Origin of the sequence: Neptuniibacter sp. CAU 1671 (genome assembly GCF_029222905.1) — a bacterium.
Taxonomy (GTDB): Bacteria; Pseudomonadota; Gammaproteobacteria; order Pseudomonadales; family Balneatricaceae; genus Neptuniibacter.
The window spans coordinates 206433-225578 of the sequence record NZ_JARHUE010000001.1 but is presented as its reverse complement, the minus strand read 5'-3'; the positions used below and the strand labels follow the sequence as shown (position 1 = coordinate 225578).

Below are 19146 nucleotides of genomic sequence, written 5' to 3'. Positions count from 1 at the left end.
GAGCGATGCAGAAGGATTATCTGGCGGAATTTGATGCCGCTCCGGAGGCGGAAAAATATCCTCTGGTGAAACAGTGGATGGCGAGTGAACCGCTGCCATTTTTTGCCCAGCTGCGGGCGCAGCGTCCAATTCTGGTCACACCTGAATGTACGCTGGTGGCGTTGTTCAGTGATATTCGTGATGCGCTGTCGATGCCGGGGATTTTCACGGTTGATCTGTACAAGCCCAAGATGGGTGTCACCGAAACGGATGTGGGTTATCTGATGGCTCACGATGATGACGCTCTGCACACCCGTGAAAAAAACCTGATGAAAGGATTTCTGAACCGTGATGATCTGCCCCGGGTGCGTCAGCTGGTGTCTGATACCTGTGCCGAGGTACTGGCGACTGCCGGTGGGCATATTGAGCTGGTCAATCAGTACAGTCGGATAGTGCCTACCGTGTTGGTGCAGGAATATTTTGGGCTGGACGGCGTTGACCCGCAGGATCTTATTCGCTGGTCCTACTGGAATCAGGCCGATGCATTTTACAACCAGCCGTTTGATTTGCTGCCGGAAGAGGAATTCCAGCGAATCATAGCTGAGCATGACAAAGTGTCGAAAGAGCTGGTGGCATACATAGCCAAACTGATGGCGCGAAAACTCGCATGGGTTAAAGCGGAACAGGCCAAAAACCTGTTGCTGATTGGCTGGTATGGGCTGAAATCTCTGGTACGACACCTGCTGGGTAAACCCTCTGAGCGGCTTAAAGATGACATCGTTACCCGGATGTTACGCAGCAGCATGGCGAAGGAGGTTGATTTTGGCCTGGTGCGGGTCGGGGTCAATGCTGGTGGGCTGTTGATCGGCGCGGTGGAAACCACGTCTCAGGCGGTCACTCAGGTGGTGGCGTTTTTTCTCGACCGGCCTGACCTGCTGGCGAAGGCTAAACTAGCTGCAACACTTGAAGACCCGCGAGAATTTGATGCTTATGTCTGGGAAGCACTGCGCTTTGTACCTATCTCTCCCTTTAGCTTCCGCAAGTTGTCCTGTGATTATGCCCTGGCCAAAGGCACTGCACATGAAACCCTGATTCCACAGGGAACTAACGTGTTGTTACTGACCCAGTCAGCGATGTTTGATACCTATGCCTATGATCATCCCGAGAAATTTATACCGGGTCGAAATGGTTACCACCATTTTAACTTTGGTTATGGCCCGCATGAGTGTCTGGGCAAGTATGTGGGTATGGAGATGATTCCGGAAATGGTGCGCCATGTTCTGCTGCTGGATAATCTGAAACCCCTGTCAGTCATGGATTACAAAGGGACTCATTTCCCCGAACACTTTGCATTGTGCTGGCAGTAGCCGTCGCCCCTGCTCCTTGCGGTTTCATTCAAGATAATGACAAGCAACAGGCAGATCGCAGGGTCTGCCTTTCATGCTTTGCATATGATCCGTGTTTAGGCACCGGTAAATAAATCACCCACTTCATTGCCCAGCCTCTGTATTGAGATAAAACATTGCTTAAATTATTCAGCAGATGGCCCTGTGCTCACAATATCGGGTTTATACTGCTAAAAGAGTCAGATCGAGAAAGTCGCATGAGTCAGAAACCTAAAATCCCTGAGCCTGAAGAGCAGAAGGAGTCACCAGAAATGCCCCCGGCTGAAACGTCCGATGTGCATGATGGTCGACGTTTTCAGGTCAGCAACCAGCGTGGCAAAGCCCGCGCTAAAGTGCGTTATGTAGAAGGCACGCAGCCCAAGGGTGGTTGTCGGTTCTTATCCTGATTCTCGGCTTCATCATACAGTCATTCAATTGTGAAACACTGCTGCCAAAACAGGTTATAGGGTGAACGCACATGAAACGACTGACATTGATTCGCCATGCTAAATCCAGCTGGAAACATGAAGGGCTGCGTGACTTTGAGCGGCCATTAAACCGGCGCGGTTGGTGTGATGCACCCCTGATGGCAGAGCGTTTTGCTGCCAGTGGCGAGATTCCAACACTGATCATCACCAGCTATGCCACCCGTGCACTGACCACCGCACGTATCTTTGCGCTGCACCTCGATATTCCGATTGCAAAATTGCAGTTAAACGACAAGGTGTACGAGGCATCCGCTGAAGATCTGCTGGAGTTGGTCCGGAGCACCCCAGACTATGTCACCCATCTTTGTATTGTGGGCCATAATCCGGGGCTGAATGGTTTAGTTGCCCTGCTGGGGGTTGGCTCGGTAGACAATATCCCGACGACAGGTATAGTGGCACTGACGCTGGAGACCGATGTTTGGTCTGAGGCGGGCGAAGCTTCGGCGACCATGAATTACAGCGACTCTCCCAAACAGCCAGGAACTCACTGAATATTTTTAAACCATGACAGATCCGGTGCTCACAAAAGTCAGTCCGTTGCTTCAGCGACTGATCCATCAGTTAACCACTCTGGATGAGTTAACAGATGAGGGTGTGCATGATCTGCGGGTGTTGTGTAAACGCCTGCGTGCAGCGTTACGGCTCTATCAGCCAGTCTGCCGGAAAGCGGATCTGCGACGGGTGGATGAACCGTTACGTAAAACTGCCCGGGCTTTTGCCGCGCGGCGTGATACCCATGTGCAGTTGAAAACCCTGAAGCGGTTTTTAAAGCACTATCCTGATCTGAAACCACTGACTGAAAACTTTAAGACCCGACTGCAGGCAGAGCGGGAAACACTGCCACCGCCGGATCTTAAACTTGCCGCTCAGTGGTTGTCTGAGGCCTTGCGCTTATGGCAGCGCCTGCTACAGCAACCTGATGGACAGTTCATTGTCACCGGTCTTGAATACACCTATGAAAAGGCCGGTCGGTTTGGTGACCGGGCGCTGCAGAGCGACCGGGATAAGCCTTATCATAAATGGCGCAAGTGGAGTAAATTCTGGCTCTACCAGCAGGAGCTGCTACTGCGCCAGAAAGGCAGTCTGAGTCAGGAGTACCGTGAAAAACTGGCCGATCTTGGCAGTGATCTTGGGCGTTTCCACGATCTGTATCTATTGCAGGCCAGTATCCTGAATTACAGCAGCAGTTTCAGTAAGCAGGATGATGTGACCCTGCTGCTTCAGCGACTGGCTGCCAGCAAACGCAGTTATCGACGTGCATTTGCTGCGGAATTTCGTCCTCTGTTTGGTCTGAACTTCAGTGAACTGTCGCTGCAGATACCTTCCACCTGGCAACAGTCTGCTGCTTCAGGCCGCTCCTAACTTCTGATAATGCCGGATGCCATTAATCCGGTCTTCGGCGTGGTGATTGACGTAGAGAACGGTGGTTTCGCTGCCGGCACAGATTTTCTCGATCAGCGCCAGTACCAACTGACGGTTGATATCATCCAGTCCCAGACAGGGTTCATCCAGTATCAGCAGAGTCGGGTGTTTGACCATGGCGCGGGCGATCAGTAACAGGCGCTGATCACCAAACGACAGTTGGTTGAAGGGCTGGTGGGGACGGTCAGCCATGCCCAGTAATTCAAGCCATTGGTCCGCCAGTCGGATCTGTTCATCGGTCGGTTTCTGATACAGGCCGATGCTGTCCAGACAGCCGGAAATGATCACATTACGTACGCTGGTACTGGTCCGATACTCCCACTGCAGAGCAGTGGAGACATACCCGATATACTGCTTGATCTGCCAGATGCTTTCACCACTACCGCGCTGCATGCCAAACACAAAAATATTGTTGGTATAACACTGGGGATGATCGCCGGTGATCAGATTGAGCAGACAGGTCTTGCCACTGCCATTGGGACCACTCAGTTGCCAGTGCTGGCCCGGTTCGATACTCCAGTTCAGTCCTTCAAAGACCACCTCATCACCGTAGGCAATACGGGCATTGGTCAGGCGTACCAGTGGCTCATCAGGATTCAGAGCCGGTGGCCGGTCTCCGGTGGCGGGTGGAATTTCAAGCTCCGAGGTTTTGATATGCAATAACTGATATAGCTCGGCATAGGCCTGCTCGTCGTTTTTATCCACACAATGATGCAACTGGCCTTTATCGACATAGGCGATATGGGTGATGAAATCGGGCATCTCATCAAAGCGATTCAATACCAGCACAATGGCACTGTGTTGGATCTGTTCAGATAAGAGAGTCTGCAACAAGGCGGCAGCGTCTACGTCCAACCCGTCAAAGGGTTCATCCAGCACCAGCAACGCCGGTTTACGCGCCAGAGCCCGCAGCAGTAGCATTTTGCGGGTTTCACCGGTGGACAGTTTGCGGAAACTCCGTTCCAGCAGATGTTCAAGCCTGAACTGGCTGATCAGCCGATCCAGCAAAGCCTGGTCAAAGTTCGGGTAATGCTCAGAATCTTCCAGCAGAATCTCACGCACAGGAGTACCGACGGCAATTACATCAAGAATGTCTGCATCGTCCTTTTTCAGCTCCCGGGCAATCAGCTCACGCTGAACCTCAAACGACACCAGTTCAACATGCGCAGGCAGGCCCGAAACAGCGCCATCACTCAGTTTGCCAGCACCGGCAAGCAGGGTGGCGAGGGCCGATTTACCTGAACCGTTGCAACCTGTAATCAGCCAGTGCTGATTTGGCTCGAGGGTCCAGTTGATATTTTCCAGATAAAAAGCATCACCAAATTTGGCAGTGCAGTTTTCGATGTGAATGCTGTGCATGGCTGTTGTTCTTGTCATCAGGTGTCATTTGGGCAAAAAAAAGCCAGAGCAGATGCCCTGGCTTTTAATTTGGCATCTATATTTCAGATACTTATACGATCTTCTTCATGTCAGCCATGTGTTTACGCAGCTCTTTACCGACGATCTCAACCGGGTGTGCACGCAGTGCATCGTTGATTTCGATCAGGCGCGCGTTATCAACACCGTTGTCAGCCAGGTCCAGACCTTTACCGATAACATCTGTCTTGATGCCTTTCATGAAGTCGCCCAGCAGTGGCAGACAGGCATGGTTGTATAGGTAGCAACCGTACTCTGCAGTGTCAGAGATAGTGGCGTTCATTTCGTACAGTTTCTTACGGGCGATGGTGTTGGCGATCAGCGGCGTTTCGTGCAGTGACTCGTAGTATGCAGATTCAGCGATGATGCCAGCCGCAGTCATGGTTTCAAATGCCAGCTCAACGCCTGCTTTAACCATAGCCACCATCAGAATACCTTTATCAAAGAACTCCTGCTCTTTGATTTCGAAATCACCGGCAGGGGTTTTCTCGAAGGCAGTCTCAGCAGTTTCTGCACGCCAGCCCAGCAGGTTTTTGTCATCATTGGCCCAGTCTTCCATCATGGTACGGGAGAAGGTGCCATCGATGATGTCATCCTGGTGCTTGTTGTACAGCGGACGCATGATCTGCTTCAGCTCTTCAGCCAGGTCATAAGCTTTCAGTTTGGCAGGGTTGGACAGGCGATCCATCATGTTGGTTACGCCGCCGTATTTCAGGGCTTCGGTGATTACTTCCCAGCCGTACTGAATGAATTTGGCAGCCCAGCCAGCGTCGATACCTTCTTCAACCATTTTGTCGAAGCAAAGCAGAGAACCAGTTTGCAGCATACCGCACAGGATGGTCTGCTCACCCATCAGGTCAGACTTCACTTCAGCAATGAAGGAAGACTGCAGAACGCCGGCTTTGTGGCCGCCGGTACCTACCGCGTAAGCTTTAGCCAGTGCCAGACCTTCGCCTTGTGGATCGTTTTCTTCATGAACAGCGATCAGAGTCGGTACACCGAAACCACGCACGTATTCAGCACGTACTTCAGAACCTGGGCACTTAGGTGCAACCATGATAACGGTCAGGTCAGGACGGATCTGCATACCTTCTTCAACGATGTTGAAACCGTGAGAGTAAGACAGGCAAGCGCCTTGTTTCATCAGCGGCATAACAGCATTTACAACAGAGGTGTGCTGCTTGTCTGGGGTCAGGTTCAGAACAACATCTGCCTGAGGAATCAGCTCTTCATAGGTGCCAACGGTGAAACCGTTCTCAGTGGCGTTTTTCCAGGACTGACGTTTTTCAGCAATCGCTGCTTCACGCAGCGCGTAAGAAACATCCAGGCCGCTGTCGCGCAGGTTCAGGCCCTGGTTAAGACCCTGAGCACCACAACCGATAACAACCAGTTTTTTGCCTTTCAGCGCGTTGACACCATCGCTGAATTCATCAGAAGACATAAAGCGGCATTTAGCCAGCTGAGCCAGCTGCTCGCGCAGGGGCAGGGTATTAAAATAGTTCTGAGACATGTTGTGATCCACAGGTTAGTGTTTTTCAGCTGCCTGACAGGTCTTATCAGGTCAATTAGACGGGGTACTCTAGTCGAAATGTTTCGTATCGTAAAATGATATATTTGGTTTATTCTGTTGCAAATATTGCAATACAGAAGAGTTTACGGTTTTTTTACATTATTTTTGCAGTTGCGGAAAAAAGAACTTGCATGCACTTGGCGAGGTCTATAATATGCACGCCACGTTGATGCGGGGTGGAGCAGCCTGGTAGCTCGTCGGGCTCATAACCCGAAGGTCGTCAGTTCAAATCTGGCCCCCGCTTCCAATATTTAAGAAGGCAGATCAATAACTTATTGATCTGCCTTTTTTCATTTTCATCCCTCAGAAAATCCATGTGCCCACTCTGTGCCCATATGGTGCCCAAATTTTTCCCTAACCGAAAACTGGTTTGTTACCAATGACCGTAAGTCTACTTTTAGTCTTCTGGGATATGGGTAAGCAGCTTTTCAATTGGGCAGTCAAAGTATTTACAAAGCTTATCTAGGTTATCAGTGACTGTGCTGTGGCCTCTGTGGTTTATTATCTTAGATAATGTCATCCGATTGATTCCAGTTACCTGAGCAACCTCAGCCAGAGTAATTCGACTGCCTTCAGTAAATTCCTCCATGTGATCAATTATTTATGTGGATAGTCCCAGCAATCCTATAACTAAATGTTAAATTGTGCGGTTGTTGATAAGCTGCTACGGTTCAAAAAACGTGCTGAACACAGGGATAGTGTTTTTATGCAAAGGGATACAGGGCTGCATGCTCTGATAACGGTTTTGCGCTTTCATAAGCTGCCGACTGAACTACAGCAGTTGCAGAATCAATTCGGGGTTCCAAGCCTGCCTTTTGGTGTTACGGAAATTTTGCGGGCCGCGAAAAAGCTGGGTTTAAAAGCACGTCAAACCACCTTAACATTCAAACGCCTTAATAATTCCTCTCTCCCCGCCAGTGGCATTGATAAGCAAGGTGAATTTTTCATCATTGCTCGGGTGTCTCATTCGGCTGCCGGCGCACATAAAGTGCTTATTGTGCGTCAAGGTGAACAGCCGAGCTCTGTGTCCGCAGATGATTTTGCCGAAATGTGGAAAGGGGACGTCATTCTGATCACGCCCCGTGAAGGGTTGGTGGGCCAGCTCAAAGATTTTGATATACGTTGGTTTATCCCCTTACTCGTCAAGTACCGCAAACTATTTGGCGAAGTCATCCTGATCTCTTTCTTTCTGCAACTCTTTGCGCTGGTTACTCCGCTGTTTTTCCAGGTGGTGATGGACAAGGTGCTGGTCCACCGGGGCTTTACAACGCTGGATTTGCTGGCGTTTGGCTTTGTGGCAATTGCGGTTTTTGATGCGATTCTCGGCGGTCTGAGACATTACATCCTTCGCTGCATCAGGTACATAGAGCAGAACCCTGTTAAAGCCCGGATGGTTGAAAGCCCTTCAATGTACCTATGGCCAAGTTACCAGGAACGCTATCGAGGAGAGTGCAATTTGTTGTCCCCACTACCAGATATAAACCTTTCGGGCGTGGCGTATGCGGAATATATCTGTTCAGCAGCACCTGCGGATGAAGAAGTAATGATCAGAGACTCATTAGCGAGAAACCAACTAACAGGCGACAGAAAGTTCATTGATGAAATTGAAAGGATTACCGGCAAAAGAATAGAAAAACGAGGACAGGAAAGACCGCGAAATGAAAAATAAATCTGTCCCGTTTTTAGTCCCGTTTTTACCTGGCGCCATTGTTAGATATAAAATGGATAGTGTTGAGGAAGATGATGTTTTATTAATTTGGAAAAGTTCTACTTGAAAAGCCATCACGATTGCTTTTGCTTATATTGATTTTGGGTATGTTCTTATCTCTTTTTTCGGGTGGTTATATTTTGTTTCCTAAAAGTGGGTACGATGAAAATTATGATCGTGTAGTTATAATTAGAATTTTTTACTCAGATACAAGAGGATCGGAGCCAGGTATAGAGGCGTATTCTTTAATAGACAAAAAAATATTAGATATGATGGGTTAATTAATAAAATATTTTTTGAAAATATAGAAGGGGATTTGTCGAAAAATATAGAAATTGATCTTTATTGGTATTATACCGGTTTATCCGGGTTTATATTCAATGAAAGAGCTGTGATAGGGTATCAATATGAAGGAGTTCAGGTTAATGATATTAACAAAAATTATTATCTGATCAAAAATAGGAAGAATAGGCTGTTTGTTTTCTCCGTGATAATAAGTTTGTTTTTTTTAGGGTTTTCTGTTTTTTCAATAATTGATTATAAATTAAGGAAGAAGGTGCAATGATAGATCAAGGGAAATGCTTGCAACTAGTGCAAGATGTTTTTGAAACTGGTTATTTACAAAAGGGGGCTGCTATTGCAAATTTGGCTGCTGCAATATTTGTCTGCGGCTAAAGCAGCCGGCAGACAACTAAACGCTAAAATTGCTGAGCTAAAAGAAGATCAGCATGCACTTAAAGCGCAGAACCGAGCGCAGACGCTACAGCAGTTAGTTGATCTGGAACGTGAATACCTAAGCCTGACTGAAGAGCTGAATAAAGCCCGGGATCTGGACAGAAAGCAGATTATTACTGCACCGGTAGATGGCATCGTGCGGGAACTGGCCATACACACCATCGGTGGTGTCGTTACCGCCGCACAACCTCTAATGAAAATTGTGCCTGAAAACCAGACGCTGGAGGCCGAGGCCTGGCTGGAGAACAAGGACATCGGTTTTGTTACCGCGGGCCAGCCTGCCGAGCTGAAGGTGCATACCTTCCCCTTTACCAAATACGGCATTATTGATGGTGAAGTACAAATATCTCGCCAGGTGCCACAGCGGATGAGCAACGGGGTTTAATCTATAAAGCCCAAATAAGAATGAAACAGGATTTTCTGAACGTAGATGGTCGTGATGTGAATCTTGTACCGGGTATGGGAATAAGCGCAGAGGTTAAAACAGGAAAGCGGTTATTAATTGAATACCTAGTTGCTCCATTGCTGAGATATAAGATGAATAATGTACAAGAGAGATGAATATATATTTAATTGTCTTAAGTGTTTTGGGTTTTAATGGCTGTTTTTTAAATATAAAGTTAAGTTGGTGAAAATGTATTTATTTAAGGATATTAAAGAATTTTGGGGTCGAATATTTTCGGTTTATTTTTGGTTGCATGTGATTTTATCGATAATAACTTTGCTCTTGCCTGAGCTGCGTATTGAGATTTTTGATACAGATTTTGATTTTTGGTTTGAGAGGTATTCAAAATATCATACCTATCCAGTTTATGCTTTCTGGATTGGTTTTTTTAGTTATATAACTTTTCCTTTTTTCATGGTTTATGGCTTTTTTCTATAGTTGGAATTGTTGATATTAAAGAAGTGTATTCATGTAAATTATGCACATGGCTTGCTGTTATTTTTGTGATTTTGATTTGTTTATTTTATTTTTCAATTGACGGATCTACAGGGAAGGGGAAGCTAAATGCTATTCATAACAATACCATAATAGGTCTTTTTTTCTTGAATTTATGTATTTGGTTTGCCTTCGTTTTCTCGTTTTTATGGATAGGAATTGAAATCAAAAAAGGAGTTTCAAAATGGAATAAAATGTAAAGAAAGATGGCTTTTTGATCTAGATCGATGTCTTAGATAAAAGGAAAAAGTGGCAGGTTTTTCAGGATTCAGGTGTAATAAGTGTGTGGATTTATTTAAGGATAATATAAGATGCTTAATAAAAAGAGAAATCATTTTTATCTTATGTTTCTAGGGTTAATTGTGCTTTCGGTTTTGTTTTCTGGTCTTATTGCAGCTAATCACGGAAGATCTGTAGCTAAATCTTACAAAGAAATAACAGGGAATATTAATGGAGTTAAAATAAAATTTGATTCTAGATTTTTGTATTTCCCTGTGGAATATCATAAAATCCCTGGTGGTGAAGTAAAAAACAAAGAAGGAAATGCAATCAAAGAGATTCATTTCGTCAGCTTTCGAGCATCATTGCCCAATCTCAAATTTATTGAAAGTGAAATAAAAAACAACCGTAGCCTTTATTCCAATATTGATGATTATTCAATAGTATTTTCTTTGGTTGATGATTATCGGCACTTTAAAGGCAAGAATGGTCTATCTCTTCGATTGAATGGAATCCTATCAAGATTCACTGAAGAATATCAAATCAAGCACCCAAGAAGAGTTTATGATCATGAGAAAGACGAATTAGTCAAGGTTTCTAACTTAAAATACCGTTTAGATGAAGGTGAGCATGGACTTAAACGGGCGGTATTAGAAGGTGATTATACCGAGAAATTCCATGTGTGGAATGAAACTCTGTACTGGGATGGAGAAAAAGATGGAATTGTGAAAAATTTAATTATATGCCAAAGCGGAGAGTTTATAGATAAACGTACTAAGCATCTTTGTGAATTAAGGTTTGAATACCAACCTTGGGGGGCAAACATAACTGTTAGGTTTAGAGAGATCAATTTACCCATGTGGGAAGATATAAGAAGCAAGGTTATAGAATTTTTATACAGGCTAGAAGTTTAAGGTAAACAACAATTTGGATGTTGGAAGGATATTTTATGGCACTATTAGAGAACGAAATCATTCAAGAAAATCTTAATTATGCCAAAAGCTTATACGACCAACGGACAAAAAAGGTGATAGATTTATTTTTCTATATATAGGCGAATGAATTTTGGACTTTGACTTTTCAATAAGGAGTTGTTATGCCCGAGGACTGGCAGGCTGGTTTGCAAGGGTATCCGCACCAAATAGTACAACGAGTGCATAACCGTCAGTTGATGTTTGCTGAAGTGACTAATATATCACCTGATCCCCCAAAAAAATAAACAACGGGGTTTAATCTATAAATCCCAAATGAGAATGAAGCAGAATTTTTTTAATGTAGATGGTCGTGATGTGAATCTTGTACCGGGCATGGGGATAAGCGCGGAAGTTAAAACAGGCAAGCGGTTATTAATTGAATACCTAGTTGCTCCATTGCTGAGATATAAGATGGATAATGTACAAGAGAGATGAATAATTACTTTAATCAGTGAGTGGTGTTTTGTTACGAGGATTTTATGGTGATTTTTTTATCTATTATTTTTTTTGCTTTTCTTTATTTGTTTTACCGAAAGATAAAAACAAATTCGAAAACAAGAACAACATTCTTTTGCTTGAGTCTTTTGTCTCTATGCTTTTTGTTGTTGAATATTTTTCAAGCTTATTCATATCGACATAATGTACATGAAGTATACGGCTGTCTTAATGATATCTTGAATACAAGATATGGAGGGTATGTTGTAATTGTTGAAGGTGAATCTGAGTTGTATAAACCAGGAAAGTATAGTGAGTTTTATTTCAAAGATGAAGATATTGGCTATTGCTTCAAAATAAAGTTTTATAAAATGATTTGGTCTAAAAAAATAATAAATTTTTCTAGGCTGAAGGAGGGAGTTAATTAGAATGGATACTAAGTCAGCGAAATCTATTAAAGATGCTTTATACGGAAGTATAGACTCTTCAATCAAGGCGGGTCAGTTATATGACGCACTTCAGACAAGGGAAGAGAGAGACACATTAATTGAAGCAGCTGCTCTGGTTTATTCAGTTGGTGGGGCATTTGGAAAGGCAAATCAATTACTCGGTGCAGGAATATCGACAGGATCTTTATTAAATAATTTATATACCGATTCGGATCAAATACAAGGGAAAAAAGTAACAGATTTATTTTTACGATTTAGGTGAAATAAATGTATGACTTTATCTGTGACTCAGCTATTTGATGAGGACGTGTTAGGTCGTTAGAAAAACAAGGTCAGGGAATACCGCGAAAGGAGAAAGGTAAATGAAAAATAAATCTGTCCTTTTTTGTTTGAGATGGGTGGTGGGGGTGGTGATTAATAAAAATAATAATTATTACTCGTCCTTTGGTGAGTTTTTGTTTAAAAATAATGTTGTTTACTATGGGTTTTTAGTTGGTTTCTTTTTAATATTCTTGAAGGCTTTTTGTATGATTACTTTGTACCCAAATAGTAGTGAAGATGCTTATTGGGATGAGGTGTGTGTAGATAGAATTGTTGTGAGTCCAGCTAGGTGGGAGTTTAGAGCAATATATGGTGTGCCTAGAATTACTGGAGGCAGAGTTATATATCAAGGTTACCCAGAGTCTTCAATCAGTATCATTAGGAATATATAGGCGATAGGTGTATTAGTGTGGGTTGGTATTACCCAAATGGCCCTTTTTTTGATTATTTGTTTGATAGTAGAGTTTTGGTTTCGGCATTCTATGGTGGGGATGAAATAATAAGATATGAGGGTCAGCGTAGTTTTTTCTTTAGTTATTCTGTTTATAGAATGGCTTTTTTTGGATTTATTTATTTGTTAGTAGTTGTTTTTTCTACCTTTCAAAAAGGAAATATATTTTAAATTTTTTAAAAATAAGGACTGAATATGTTAAAAAGTAAGTTTATTTAAGTGTTATTAGGGCTAATGCAGAAGATTTTTTAAATGCATCCACATGGGTGGATAAAGTTGCTTCTGTTCATGCTCTAATAGAAGCAATTGATGATTAAGATAGATAGTGTGCAAGAGATATGAATAAATACTTTAATCAGTGATTTTTTGTTACGAGGATTTTATGGGGATTTTTTTCTATCTGTTATTTTCTTTTCTTCTCTTTTTTTATTTTATCGGAAAAGAAAAACAAAATCAGAAACAAGAAAAACATTATTTATCATGAGTTTGTCTTCTCTAATTTTGTTACTTATGAATATTTATCAAGCTTATTCATATCGACACAATGTACATCAGGTTCATGGCTGCTTGGAAAAAATTCTAAAAGGAAGGTTTGGCGGGTACAAGATAAAAGTTAATGGCGTTGAAGAAGTTTTTAAAGGTGCAAAGTACGGTGATTTTTTTATGAAAGAAGAATATGTAGGAAAGTGCTTTAATATCAAATATTACGACTTTATGGGTGATAAGAATATCATAAAAATATCAGGCTTCAAGGAAGAAAGTAATGGGAATTGATATTAAAACATTAAAAACTGGTGATGGTTTTGAAAAAATTCATTGTAGATTCCTGTTTGTCTTAGGTGTTGCTTTTTTTATTGTGGGGTTGTTTTTTTGGGAAACAAAAATAGATCCGAATAGTAGGTTTGAATATTTGCGTTGGACTGATGTTGATAAGTCGGAGTTAATCGAAGGTTATAGGACAAGAGAGTATTCAATAAAAGTTTGGGATGAAAATGGAGAGAGTGTGCAGTTGATGTCGTTCGCATTAAATAAAATAAACAAAAGGATTCTTGTTGATATAATAGAAAGAAAAATTAGATTTCGTGCTGGTTGGTTTGATATATGTAATCATAAGTTAAATATGATTTTTAAGCGTCGTTGCAATGTTTTAATGGCTGTTTATTCTGGTGATGAGATATTGATATCGTATGAAGATAGTAAAAAAAATCTTGATAGGTACAATCGTTTACCACATAAGTTCTTCTTTAATTTGCCATATATATTGGGTGGATGCTTAATTTCCATTTCTTTTTATCTAAAATATAGGTAAACAGAATGGCTATTATAAATCATGCTTAATATATAGATAATATAGAATAAGTTAGTAAGGCCCGGCCACGATTTTAGATATATGTTTTCGATACCTGGATTTAGAATAAGGGTAGAGGTTAAATAGTAGAATTTTTATTCTGTAACACTTTATTACTCTGTTTTAATCATGCGCAAGGCATGGTTATTAGTGCAGGTGTTTAAAAGGTAAGTGATTTTTAATTTTGTATATTGTTAATTTTTAAATGATATTTTGAAAGGGTGGCATTAGGAGCGCAAGATTTATTATGAGGAAATGTTTATTAATAGCGCTGGTAATGATTGCTTATGTTTGTTACTACACGCAGGTTAAGTTGGATGTTAAAGACACTGATCTGAGATCTGATTTCGTTGAATTTGTTGAAATTAGTAAAAAAACAGGAATTATTAACAGTCCTAGATCATGGAGTGTCGCTTTGTTTAAAAAGGATGGTCTTTTTTTAAGATTTTCTAGAGGAGGTTCAGCAAAAAAATTCTTAGCAGAAAATTTTCAGAAAGATGAAAAAGTTAGGATTTACTGGTTTAACTCTTGTGGGTATTTCGCTATAAGTTCTATTCATGATTGTGAGTATCTTCTCTCAGTTGGAAGTATGGATATTGATGACGCAATTAATAATTACAGGGAAGAAAGAAGAACTTTTTTTGTTTTTTTGTGGTCTGCTGTAGGCGTTTATATTTTATTCTTGGTAATGATTTTAATTATAAATAGGCTCGTTAACAATAATCTTTCTTGAGTGTATAGAGAGAGTTAATAGGTTTGATTGGAAGTATCTAACTATTCTTCGATCCGTAGCAGATTTGTTTCAGGCTGTTGAGGTCCTTATTAATCCTGGTGTGAACCTGAGTGGATTAGTGGCGATTCGGGGGGAATAACTCCGGTCACTAGTCTATATATGCTCTTTCAGCGGTAAATAAGCGGAAGATCAATAACTTATTGATCTGCCTTTTTTCATTTTGTCCCTTAGAAAATCCCTCTTCCTCAGATACTCATTGCAATAAAAGTAGTCTTTTTCGTAACCGCGACGGCTGAACCTTTTAATTCAAAAAGCACTTCGGATTTTGGCAGAGTCATGTTCTCCGCACACACTCGATAGGGAAGCCAAACAGCATTGTTCTCACTCAGGTCGATAACGGGGGGGCCGTAAAGCTGAAAGGCTGGATGCTCTTTAAGCGTGACAGCAATCTTCTGATTAGCCAAACCAAAACCCTCTATCTTCAGCCGATAGTGGTTGCAGATTGTGTTTTCATCGAGCTGGGTGAAGAGGGCACCACGATCACGGCGTATCTCGACCAACAGCTGTGTGGTCTCTGTAAAACCATACAGTACAGCGCCGAAGGCGATCACCATCGCCACCGCATAACTTATGAGTCGGGGTCGTAACACTCTTTCGGGTTGATCCTGTAAGCCAGATGCAGACGCAAACCGAATCAGTCCGCGAGGCAGACTGAGTTTGTCCATTACCGTATTACAGGCATCAATACAGGCGCCGCAATCAATACACTCCGCCTGTAATCCATTGCGGATATCGATGCCGGTAGGGCATACCTGAACACACAGGTGGCAGTCGACACAATCACCACTGTTTGTATCGGCCTGACGTTTATGGGCGCGGGGTTCACCCCGTTTAGCATCGTAACTGACGGTAAGTGTGTCCTGATCAAACATAACGCTCTGAAAGCGGGAATAGGGGCAGGCATGCAGACAGATTTTTTCCCGAACTAAACCCGCGTTGGCGTAGGTGAGTCCGGTCATAATGATGATCCAGCCGACCAGTGTGGCTGAGGCCTGATAGTGAAAGAGATCGTCAATAATCTCGCGAATTGGGACAAAATAACCGGTAAAGGTCAGGGTTGTGATCAGTGCTAACGCGATCCAGAGCAGGTGCTTCAGTGCGCGACGCAAAAGCCGTTCGCCCCGTAACGGCTGAGTATCAGCACGGGCACGTTCACTGGCCCTGCCTTCTGTCCAGTCCTCAATACGAATAAACAGCCAGGTCCAGATGCTTTGCGGGCAGGCAAAGCCACACCAGACCCGGCCCCAGGCAACCGCCAGAAAAAACAGCAGGCTGGCCCCCGCAATCATTAAGCCTGCCAGGAGCGGTAGGTCATGCCAGGAAAGTGAGTGGCCAAACAATATGATCTGACGCTGGGCAAAAGAGAACAATAACCAGGGTTGGTCATTGATCTGCACCCAGACCAATAGGAAAAACAGGGCGATCAATGGCCAGCTTATCAATCTGCGCAGGTTCTGAAATTTTCCCTCAACTATTTTGACATGAAATTTTTCAGTCGACGCCGTGCTGAGAGCATGTATCTGAACAACCGGAATTTTTTCCATTTAACTGGCCCCAAACGAATGTATGGGCAGCAGAATATACTTGTAGTTCTTTTAGGGTCAGGTATAAAAAAATAATAATTAATAGGTACAGATTTGGACGTCAGGCGTTTTATCATGGATTATCGTTATCAGCAGCTTGAACAGTATTTACTCAAGGGTATTCAGACACAGCGTTGGCGTTCAGGTGAACGATTGCCCTCGATTCGACAGCTTTGCCTTGACCATCAGGTGTCTAAGGCGACCGCTATACATGCGTTGCAGCGGCTTGAAGCTCAGGGGCTATTAGAGGCGCGCCCAAAGGCGGGTTACTTTGTTACCTATCAATTTAAGGCGGCGACCGGTGGAGGACTACGACGTAGCGTAGACCCTCCCAGACTGGTAACAGAGACAGATTTACTGCTCGATATTATGCGTAGGAGTGCTGCTTTTGATCTGCTGCCGGGGGCTGCAACAAGCCCGACTCCGCCGGGTATCGTTGCCATGAACCGGTCTATTGCGCGCTCACTTCGGAGACAGGAAGGCGCAGGTTTTCAGTATTATGATGAGCCGGCAGGTGACAGGACCTTGCGAGAGCAGTTAGCCCTCCACTATGCAAGACGGGGCTGGCAGCCTGAACCTGATCAGTTTTGTATTACCACAGGCTGTCAGAATGCTCTGTTTCTCGCCTTGCTTGCGAGTTGTCAGAAAGGCGACGTTGTGGCGGTTGAAACGCCGGGATTTTACGGCGTATTGCAGTTGTTACAGCAGCTTGAACTAAAAGTGCTGGAAGTGCCGGCTTCACCCGAAACCGGTATAGACGTGGATCTTCTGCAAAATGTACTAAGCTGCTGGCCGGTTCGTGCCTGTATTGTCTCTCCGGCTTTTGCAACACCGGGTGGGGCGGTGATGCCGCTGCCAGCCAAGCAAAAACTGTTGGCGCTGGCCAAACGTTTTGATCTGGTGGTGATTGAAGACGATATTTACGCAGACACGGCCTTTAATCACCCGCCAGAACCCCTCAAGGCGCTGGATACAGATGATAGGGTGATCCTCTGTAGTTCTTTCTCCAAGAGTGTCTCTCGAGATATCAGGCTGGGCTGGATATCGGGTGGGCGCTGGCAGGAACGTATTCTGTATCTGAAACTGGTAACGCAACTGGCCGGTAGTCGTTATCTGCAACAGGGTTTTGCTGACTTTATGGCTGAGGGGCATTTTGTGAGCCATCTGCGCCGACAGCGTAATCAGCTCAGAGAAAACAGAGATTGTCTGCTGGCCGTTTTGCACCAATGGGAAATGCCCGTTAAGGTCAGTGCACCCGCCGGTGGTCTTGCTGTCTGGGTTGAGCTACCCGAATCTATAGATACTCTGAAAAGTTACCGGGCAGCATTGCCAGATAATATTGTTCTCACACCGGGTTCACTCTTTAGTGTGTCAGGCCAGTTTAATCACTGCTTACGCATCAGCTTTGCCCACCGTTGGGATGAAAAGCGCTTCGAAGCATTAAATCGTTTACCTAAGATTCTGATGAATGCTTAAGGCATATTGAGCGGTGGGAATAAATTGGTTGATCAATTACAGAAGCAAAAAAAAAGCGCCCAGAAGGGCGCTTAATGGTTCTGAATAATCAGAGGCGTTCAAATACAACGGCAATACCCTGACCACCACCAATACACATGGTGACCAGTGCATATTTGCCCTGAATGCGTTGCAGTTCGTAGAGCGCTTTAGTGGCGATAAAAGCACCACTACAGCCTACCGGGTGACCCAGTGCGATAGCGCCACCGTTCGGGTTAGTTTTGTCCATATCCAGCCCCAGACCTTTAGCAACGGCAATTGCCTGCGCTGCAAAGGCTTCGTTGGACTCAACCACGTCCATATCGGCTACGCTGAGACCGGCACGTTCCAGCGCCATTTTAGAGGCCGGAATTGGGCCTTCACCCATGATTTCGTTCGGTACACCCGCCAGGGCATAGGAGACGATACGCGCAATTGGTTTGTGGCCGTCACGTTTTGCTGCTTCTGCAGAAGCCAGTACCAGGAACGCCGCACCGTCGTTAATACCGGATGCGTTACCGGCAGTGACAGAGCCGTCTTTTTTGAATGCGGGACGCATTTTAGACAGGCTTTCTACAGTGGTACCTGGCTTAACGTGCTCATCGGTATCAACCGTAATATCGCCTTTACGGGATTTAACGGTGATTGGCACGATCTGCTCTTTAAAACGGCCTTCTTCGATGGCGACAGTTGCACGGCGGTGAGATTCAGCAGCCAGTGCGTCCTGCTCTTCACGGGAGATATCCCATTTGTCAGCCAGGTTTTCAGCAGTGATACCCATGTGACCAGCACCAAACGGGTCAGTCAGGGTAGCAACCATCATGTCGATCATGCCGGTGTCACCCATGCGGGCACCGGTACGCATGGCGGGCGCCATGTAGCTACCGCGAGACATGACTTCAACACCACCGCCAATACCGTATTCGTAATCACCCAGCATGATGGTTTGTGCGGTAGATACGACGGCCTGCAGACCGGAGCTACACAGACGGTTAACTGCCATGGCAACAGAATCCATTGGCAGGCCAGCCTGAATAGAGGCAACACGGGCTACATAGGCGAAACGGGAATCGGTTGGGATACAGTGACCGGAGGTGACAAAACGAATCTGCTCAGGATTAACACCACTGCGTTCAATAACGGACTTCATAACCTGTCCGGCCAGCTCGGCGGGTTCCACCTGGCTCAAACCACCACCAAAAGCACCAATCGGAGAGCGGCCTGCACTTAGCACCACAACATCATTCAAATTCTGCATCTGTCACTCCAGGGTTGTTCGGTCAATAAAACCCCAATCATCACTCCAACGGTGCTCTGCCGCAATCAGCAATATGGTTAATAGAGGCAGGGCGGTGTACGGAAAAAATGCATAAGAAGAGACAAGAAACGCATAAAAAAGGCCCCGAATTCGGGGCCTTTTGAGTATTGGTAGAATC

General features: G+C 44.4%; 18 protein-coding genes and 1 tRNA gene. 14 read left to right on the top strand and 5 right to left on the bottom strand.

All coding sequences use genetic code 11. The annotated features are described in order from the left end of the window. The first annotated feature begins 5 nt into the window (after positions 1-5). The 4 genes from P2G53_RS01105 to P2G53_RS01090 all read left to right on the top strand — a co-directional run bounded on the left by P2G53_RS01105 (position 6) and on the right by P2G53_RS01090 (position 3214). Positions 6-1346: a cytochrome P450 gene (locus P2G53_RS01105; RefSeq protein ID WP_275812480.1), complete on the top strand. Its 1341-nt coding sequence runs from the start codon at positions 6-8 to the stop codon at positions 1344-1346. Between the two features lie 236 nt (positions 1347-1582). Next, positions 1583-1771 carry a hypothetical protein gene (locus tag P2G53_RS01100; protein WP_275812477.1) on the top strand — a complete coding sequence of 63 codons (189 nt, stop codon included), beginning with the start codon at positions 1583-1585 and terminating at the stop codon, positions 1769-1771. A 71-nt stretch (positions 1772-1842) separates the two neighbouring features. After that, positions 1843-2343, top strand: a complete 501-nt coding sequence (locus tag P2G53_RS01095; protein WP_275812474.1) for a histidine phosphatase family protein — start codon at positions 1843-1845, stop codon at positions 2341-2343. Positions 2344-2356: 13 nt separating this feature from the next. Beyond that, entirely contained in the window at positions 2357-3214 is an 858-nt protein-coding gene (locus tag P2G53_RS01090; protein WP_275812471.1) for a CHAD domain-containing protein, read from the top strand. On the opposite strand, the gene modF is transcribed toward P2G53_RS01090, so the two are convergent. Together modF and ilvC are read right to left on the bottom strand one after the other, a co-directional pair. Further along, positions 3200-4651 (bottom strand): molybdate ABC transporter ATP-binding protein ModF, encoded by a 1452-nt coding sequence (gene modF / locus P2G53_RS01085; protein ID WP_275812468.1) that lies wholly within the window; start codon positions 4649-4651, stop codon positions 3200-3202. The two genes, P2G53_RS01090 and modF, sit on opposite strands and share 15 nt — an antisense overlap. A 73-nt stretch (positions 4652-4724) precedes the next feature. Then, positions 4725-6200: a ketol-acid reductoisomerase gene (gene ilvC / locus P2G53_RS01080; RefSeq protein ID WP_275812465.1), complete on the bottom strand. Its 1476-nt coding sequence runs from the start codon at positions 6198-6200 to the stop codon at positions 4725-4727. Positions 6201-6430: 230 nt separating this feature from the next. On the opposite strand from ilvC, the gene P2G53_RS01075 reads away from it, so the two are divergent. Further along, positions 6431-6507 (top strand) — tRNA-Met (locus P2G53_RS01075). A gap of 150 nt (positions 6508-6657) precedes the next feature. On the opposite strand, the gene P2G53_RS01070 is transcribed toward P2G53_RS01075, so the two are convergent. Then, entirely contained in the window at positions 6658-6849 is a 192-nt protein-coding gene (locus tag P2G53_RS01070; protein ID WP_275812462.1) for a helix-turn-helix transcriptional regulator, read from the bottom strand. A gap of 117 nt (positions 6850-6966) precedes the next feature. Here P2G53_RS01070 and P2G53_RS01065 point away from each other — a divergent pair, with 117 nt between their 5' ends. The 8 genes from P2G53_RS01065 (at position 6967) to P2G53_RS01030 (ending at position 14573) form a co-directional block, all read left to right on the top strand. Further along, positions 6967-7929: a cysteine peptidase family C39 domain-containing protein gene (locus P2G53_RS01065; protein WP_275812459.1), complete on the top strand. Its 963-nt coding sequence runs from the start codon at positions 6967-6969 to the stop codon at positions 7927-7929. A gap of 676 nt (positions 7930-8605) precedes the next feature. Next, a complete protein-coding gene (locus tag P2G53_RS01060) occupies positions 8606-9088 on the top strand; it encodes an HlyD family efflux transporter periplasmic adaptor subunit (RefSeq protein WP_275812456.1) in 483 nt (160 codons plus the stop codon). 866 nt (positions 9089-9954) lie between these two features. Next, a complete protein-coding gene (locus P2G53_RS01055; RefSeq protein ID WP_275812452.1) occupies positions 9955-10776 on the top strand; it encodes a hypothetical protein in 822 nt (273 codons plus the stop codon). Between the two features lie 924 nt (positions 10777-11700). Further along, positions 11701-11982 (top strand): hypothetical protein, encoded by a 282-nt coding sequence (locus tag P2G53_RS01050; RefSeq protein WP_275812449.1) that lies wholly within the window; start codon positions 11701-11703, stop codon positions 11980-11982. Between the two features lie 100 nt (positions 11983-12082). Next, positions 12083-12433: a hypothetical protein gene (locus tag P2G53_RS01045; RefSeq protein WP_275812446.1), complete on the top strand. Its 351-nt coding sequence runs from the start codon at positions 12083-12085 to the stop codon at positions 12431-12433. 626 nt (positions 12434-13059) lie between these two features. Then, on the top strand, positions 13060-13266 hold the full coding sequence (locus P2G53_RS01040) for a hypothetical protein (protein ID WP_275812443.1): 207 nt from the start codon (positions 13060-13062) through the stop codon (positions 13264-13266). Beyond that, positions 13256-13801 carry a hypothetical protein gene (locus tag P2G53_RS01035; RefSeq protein ID WP_275812440.1) on the top strand — a complete coding sequence of 182 codons (546 nt, stop codon included), beginning with the start codon at positions 13256-13258 and terminating at the stop codon, positions 13799-13801. Before P2G53_RS01040 ends, P2G53_RS01035 begins: the two co-directional genes overlap by 11 nt. 352 nt (positions 13802-14153) lie before the next feature. Then, positions 14154-14573 carry a hypothetical protein gene (locus P2G53_RS01030; protein ID WP_275812437.1) on the top strand — a complete coding sequence of 140 codons (420 nt, stop codon included), beginning with the start codon at positions 14154-14156 and terminating at the stop codon, positions 14571-14573. A gap of 245 nt (positions 14574-14818) precedes the next feature. Here P2G53_RS01030 and ccoG read toward each other — a convergent pair whose 3' ends face one another. Next, positions 14819-16177 carry a cytochrome c oxidase accessory protein CcoG gene (gene ccoG, locus P2G53_RS01025; protein WP_275812434.1) on the bottom strand — a complete coding sequence of 453 codons (1359 nt, stop codon included), beginning with the start codon at positions 16175-16177 and terminating at the stop codon, positions 14819-14821. Positions 16178-16291: 114 nt separating this feature from the next. Between ccoG and P2G53_RS01020 the strand changes: the two genes are divergently transcribed. Beyond that, positions 16292-17692: a PLP-dependent aminotransferase family protein gene (locus P2G53_RS01020; RefSeq protein WP_275812431.1), complete on the top strand. Its 1401-nt coding sequence runs from the start codon at positions 16292-16294 to the stop codon at positions 17690-17692. A gap of 88 nt (positions 17693-17780) precedes the next feature. Here the strand turns inward: P2G53_RS01020 and P2G53_RS01015 are convergent, their stop codons facing one another. After that, on the bottom strand, positions 17781-18968 hold the full coding sequence (locus tag P2G53_RS01015) for an acetyl-CoA C-acyltransferase family protein (RefSeq protein ID WP_275812428.1): 1188 nt from the start codon (positions 18966-18968) through the stop codon (positions 17781-17783). Positions 18969-19146: the final 178 nt, after the last annotated feature.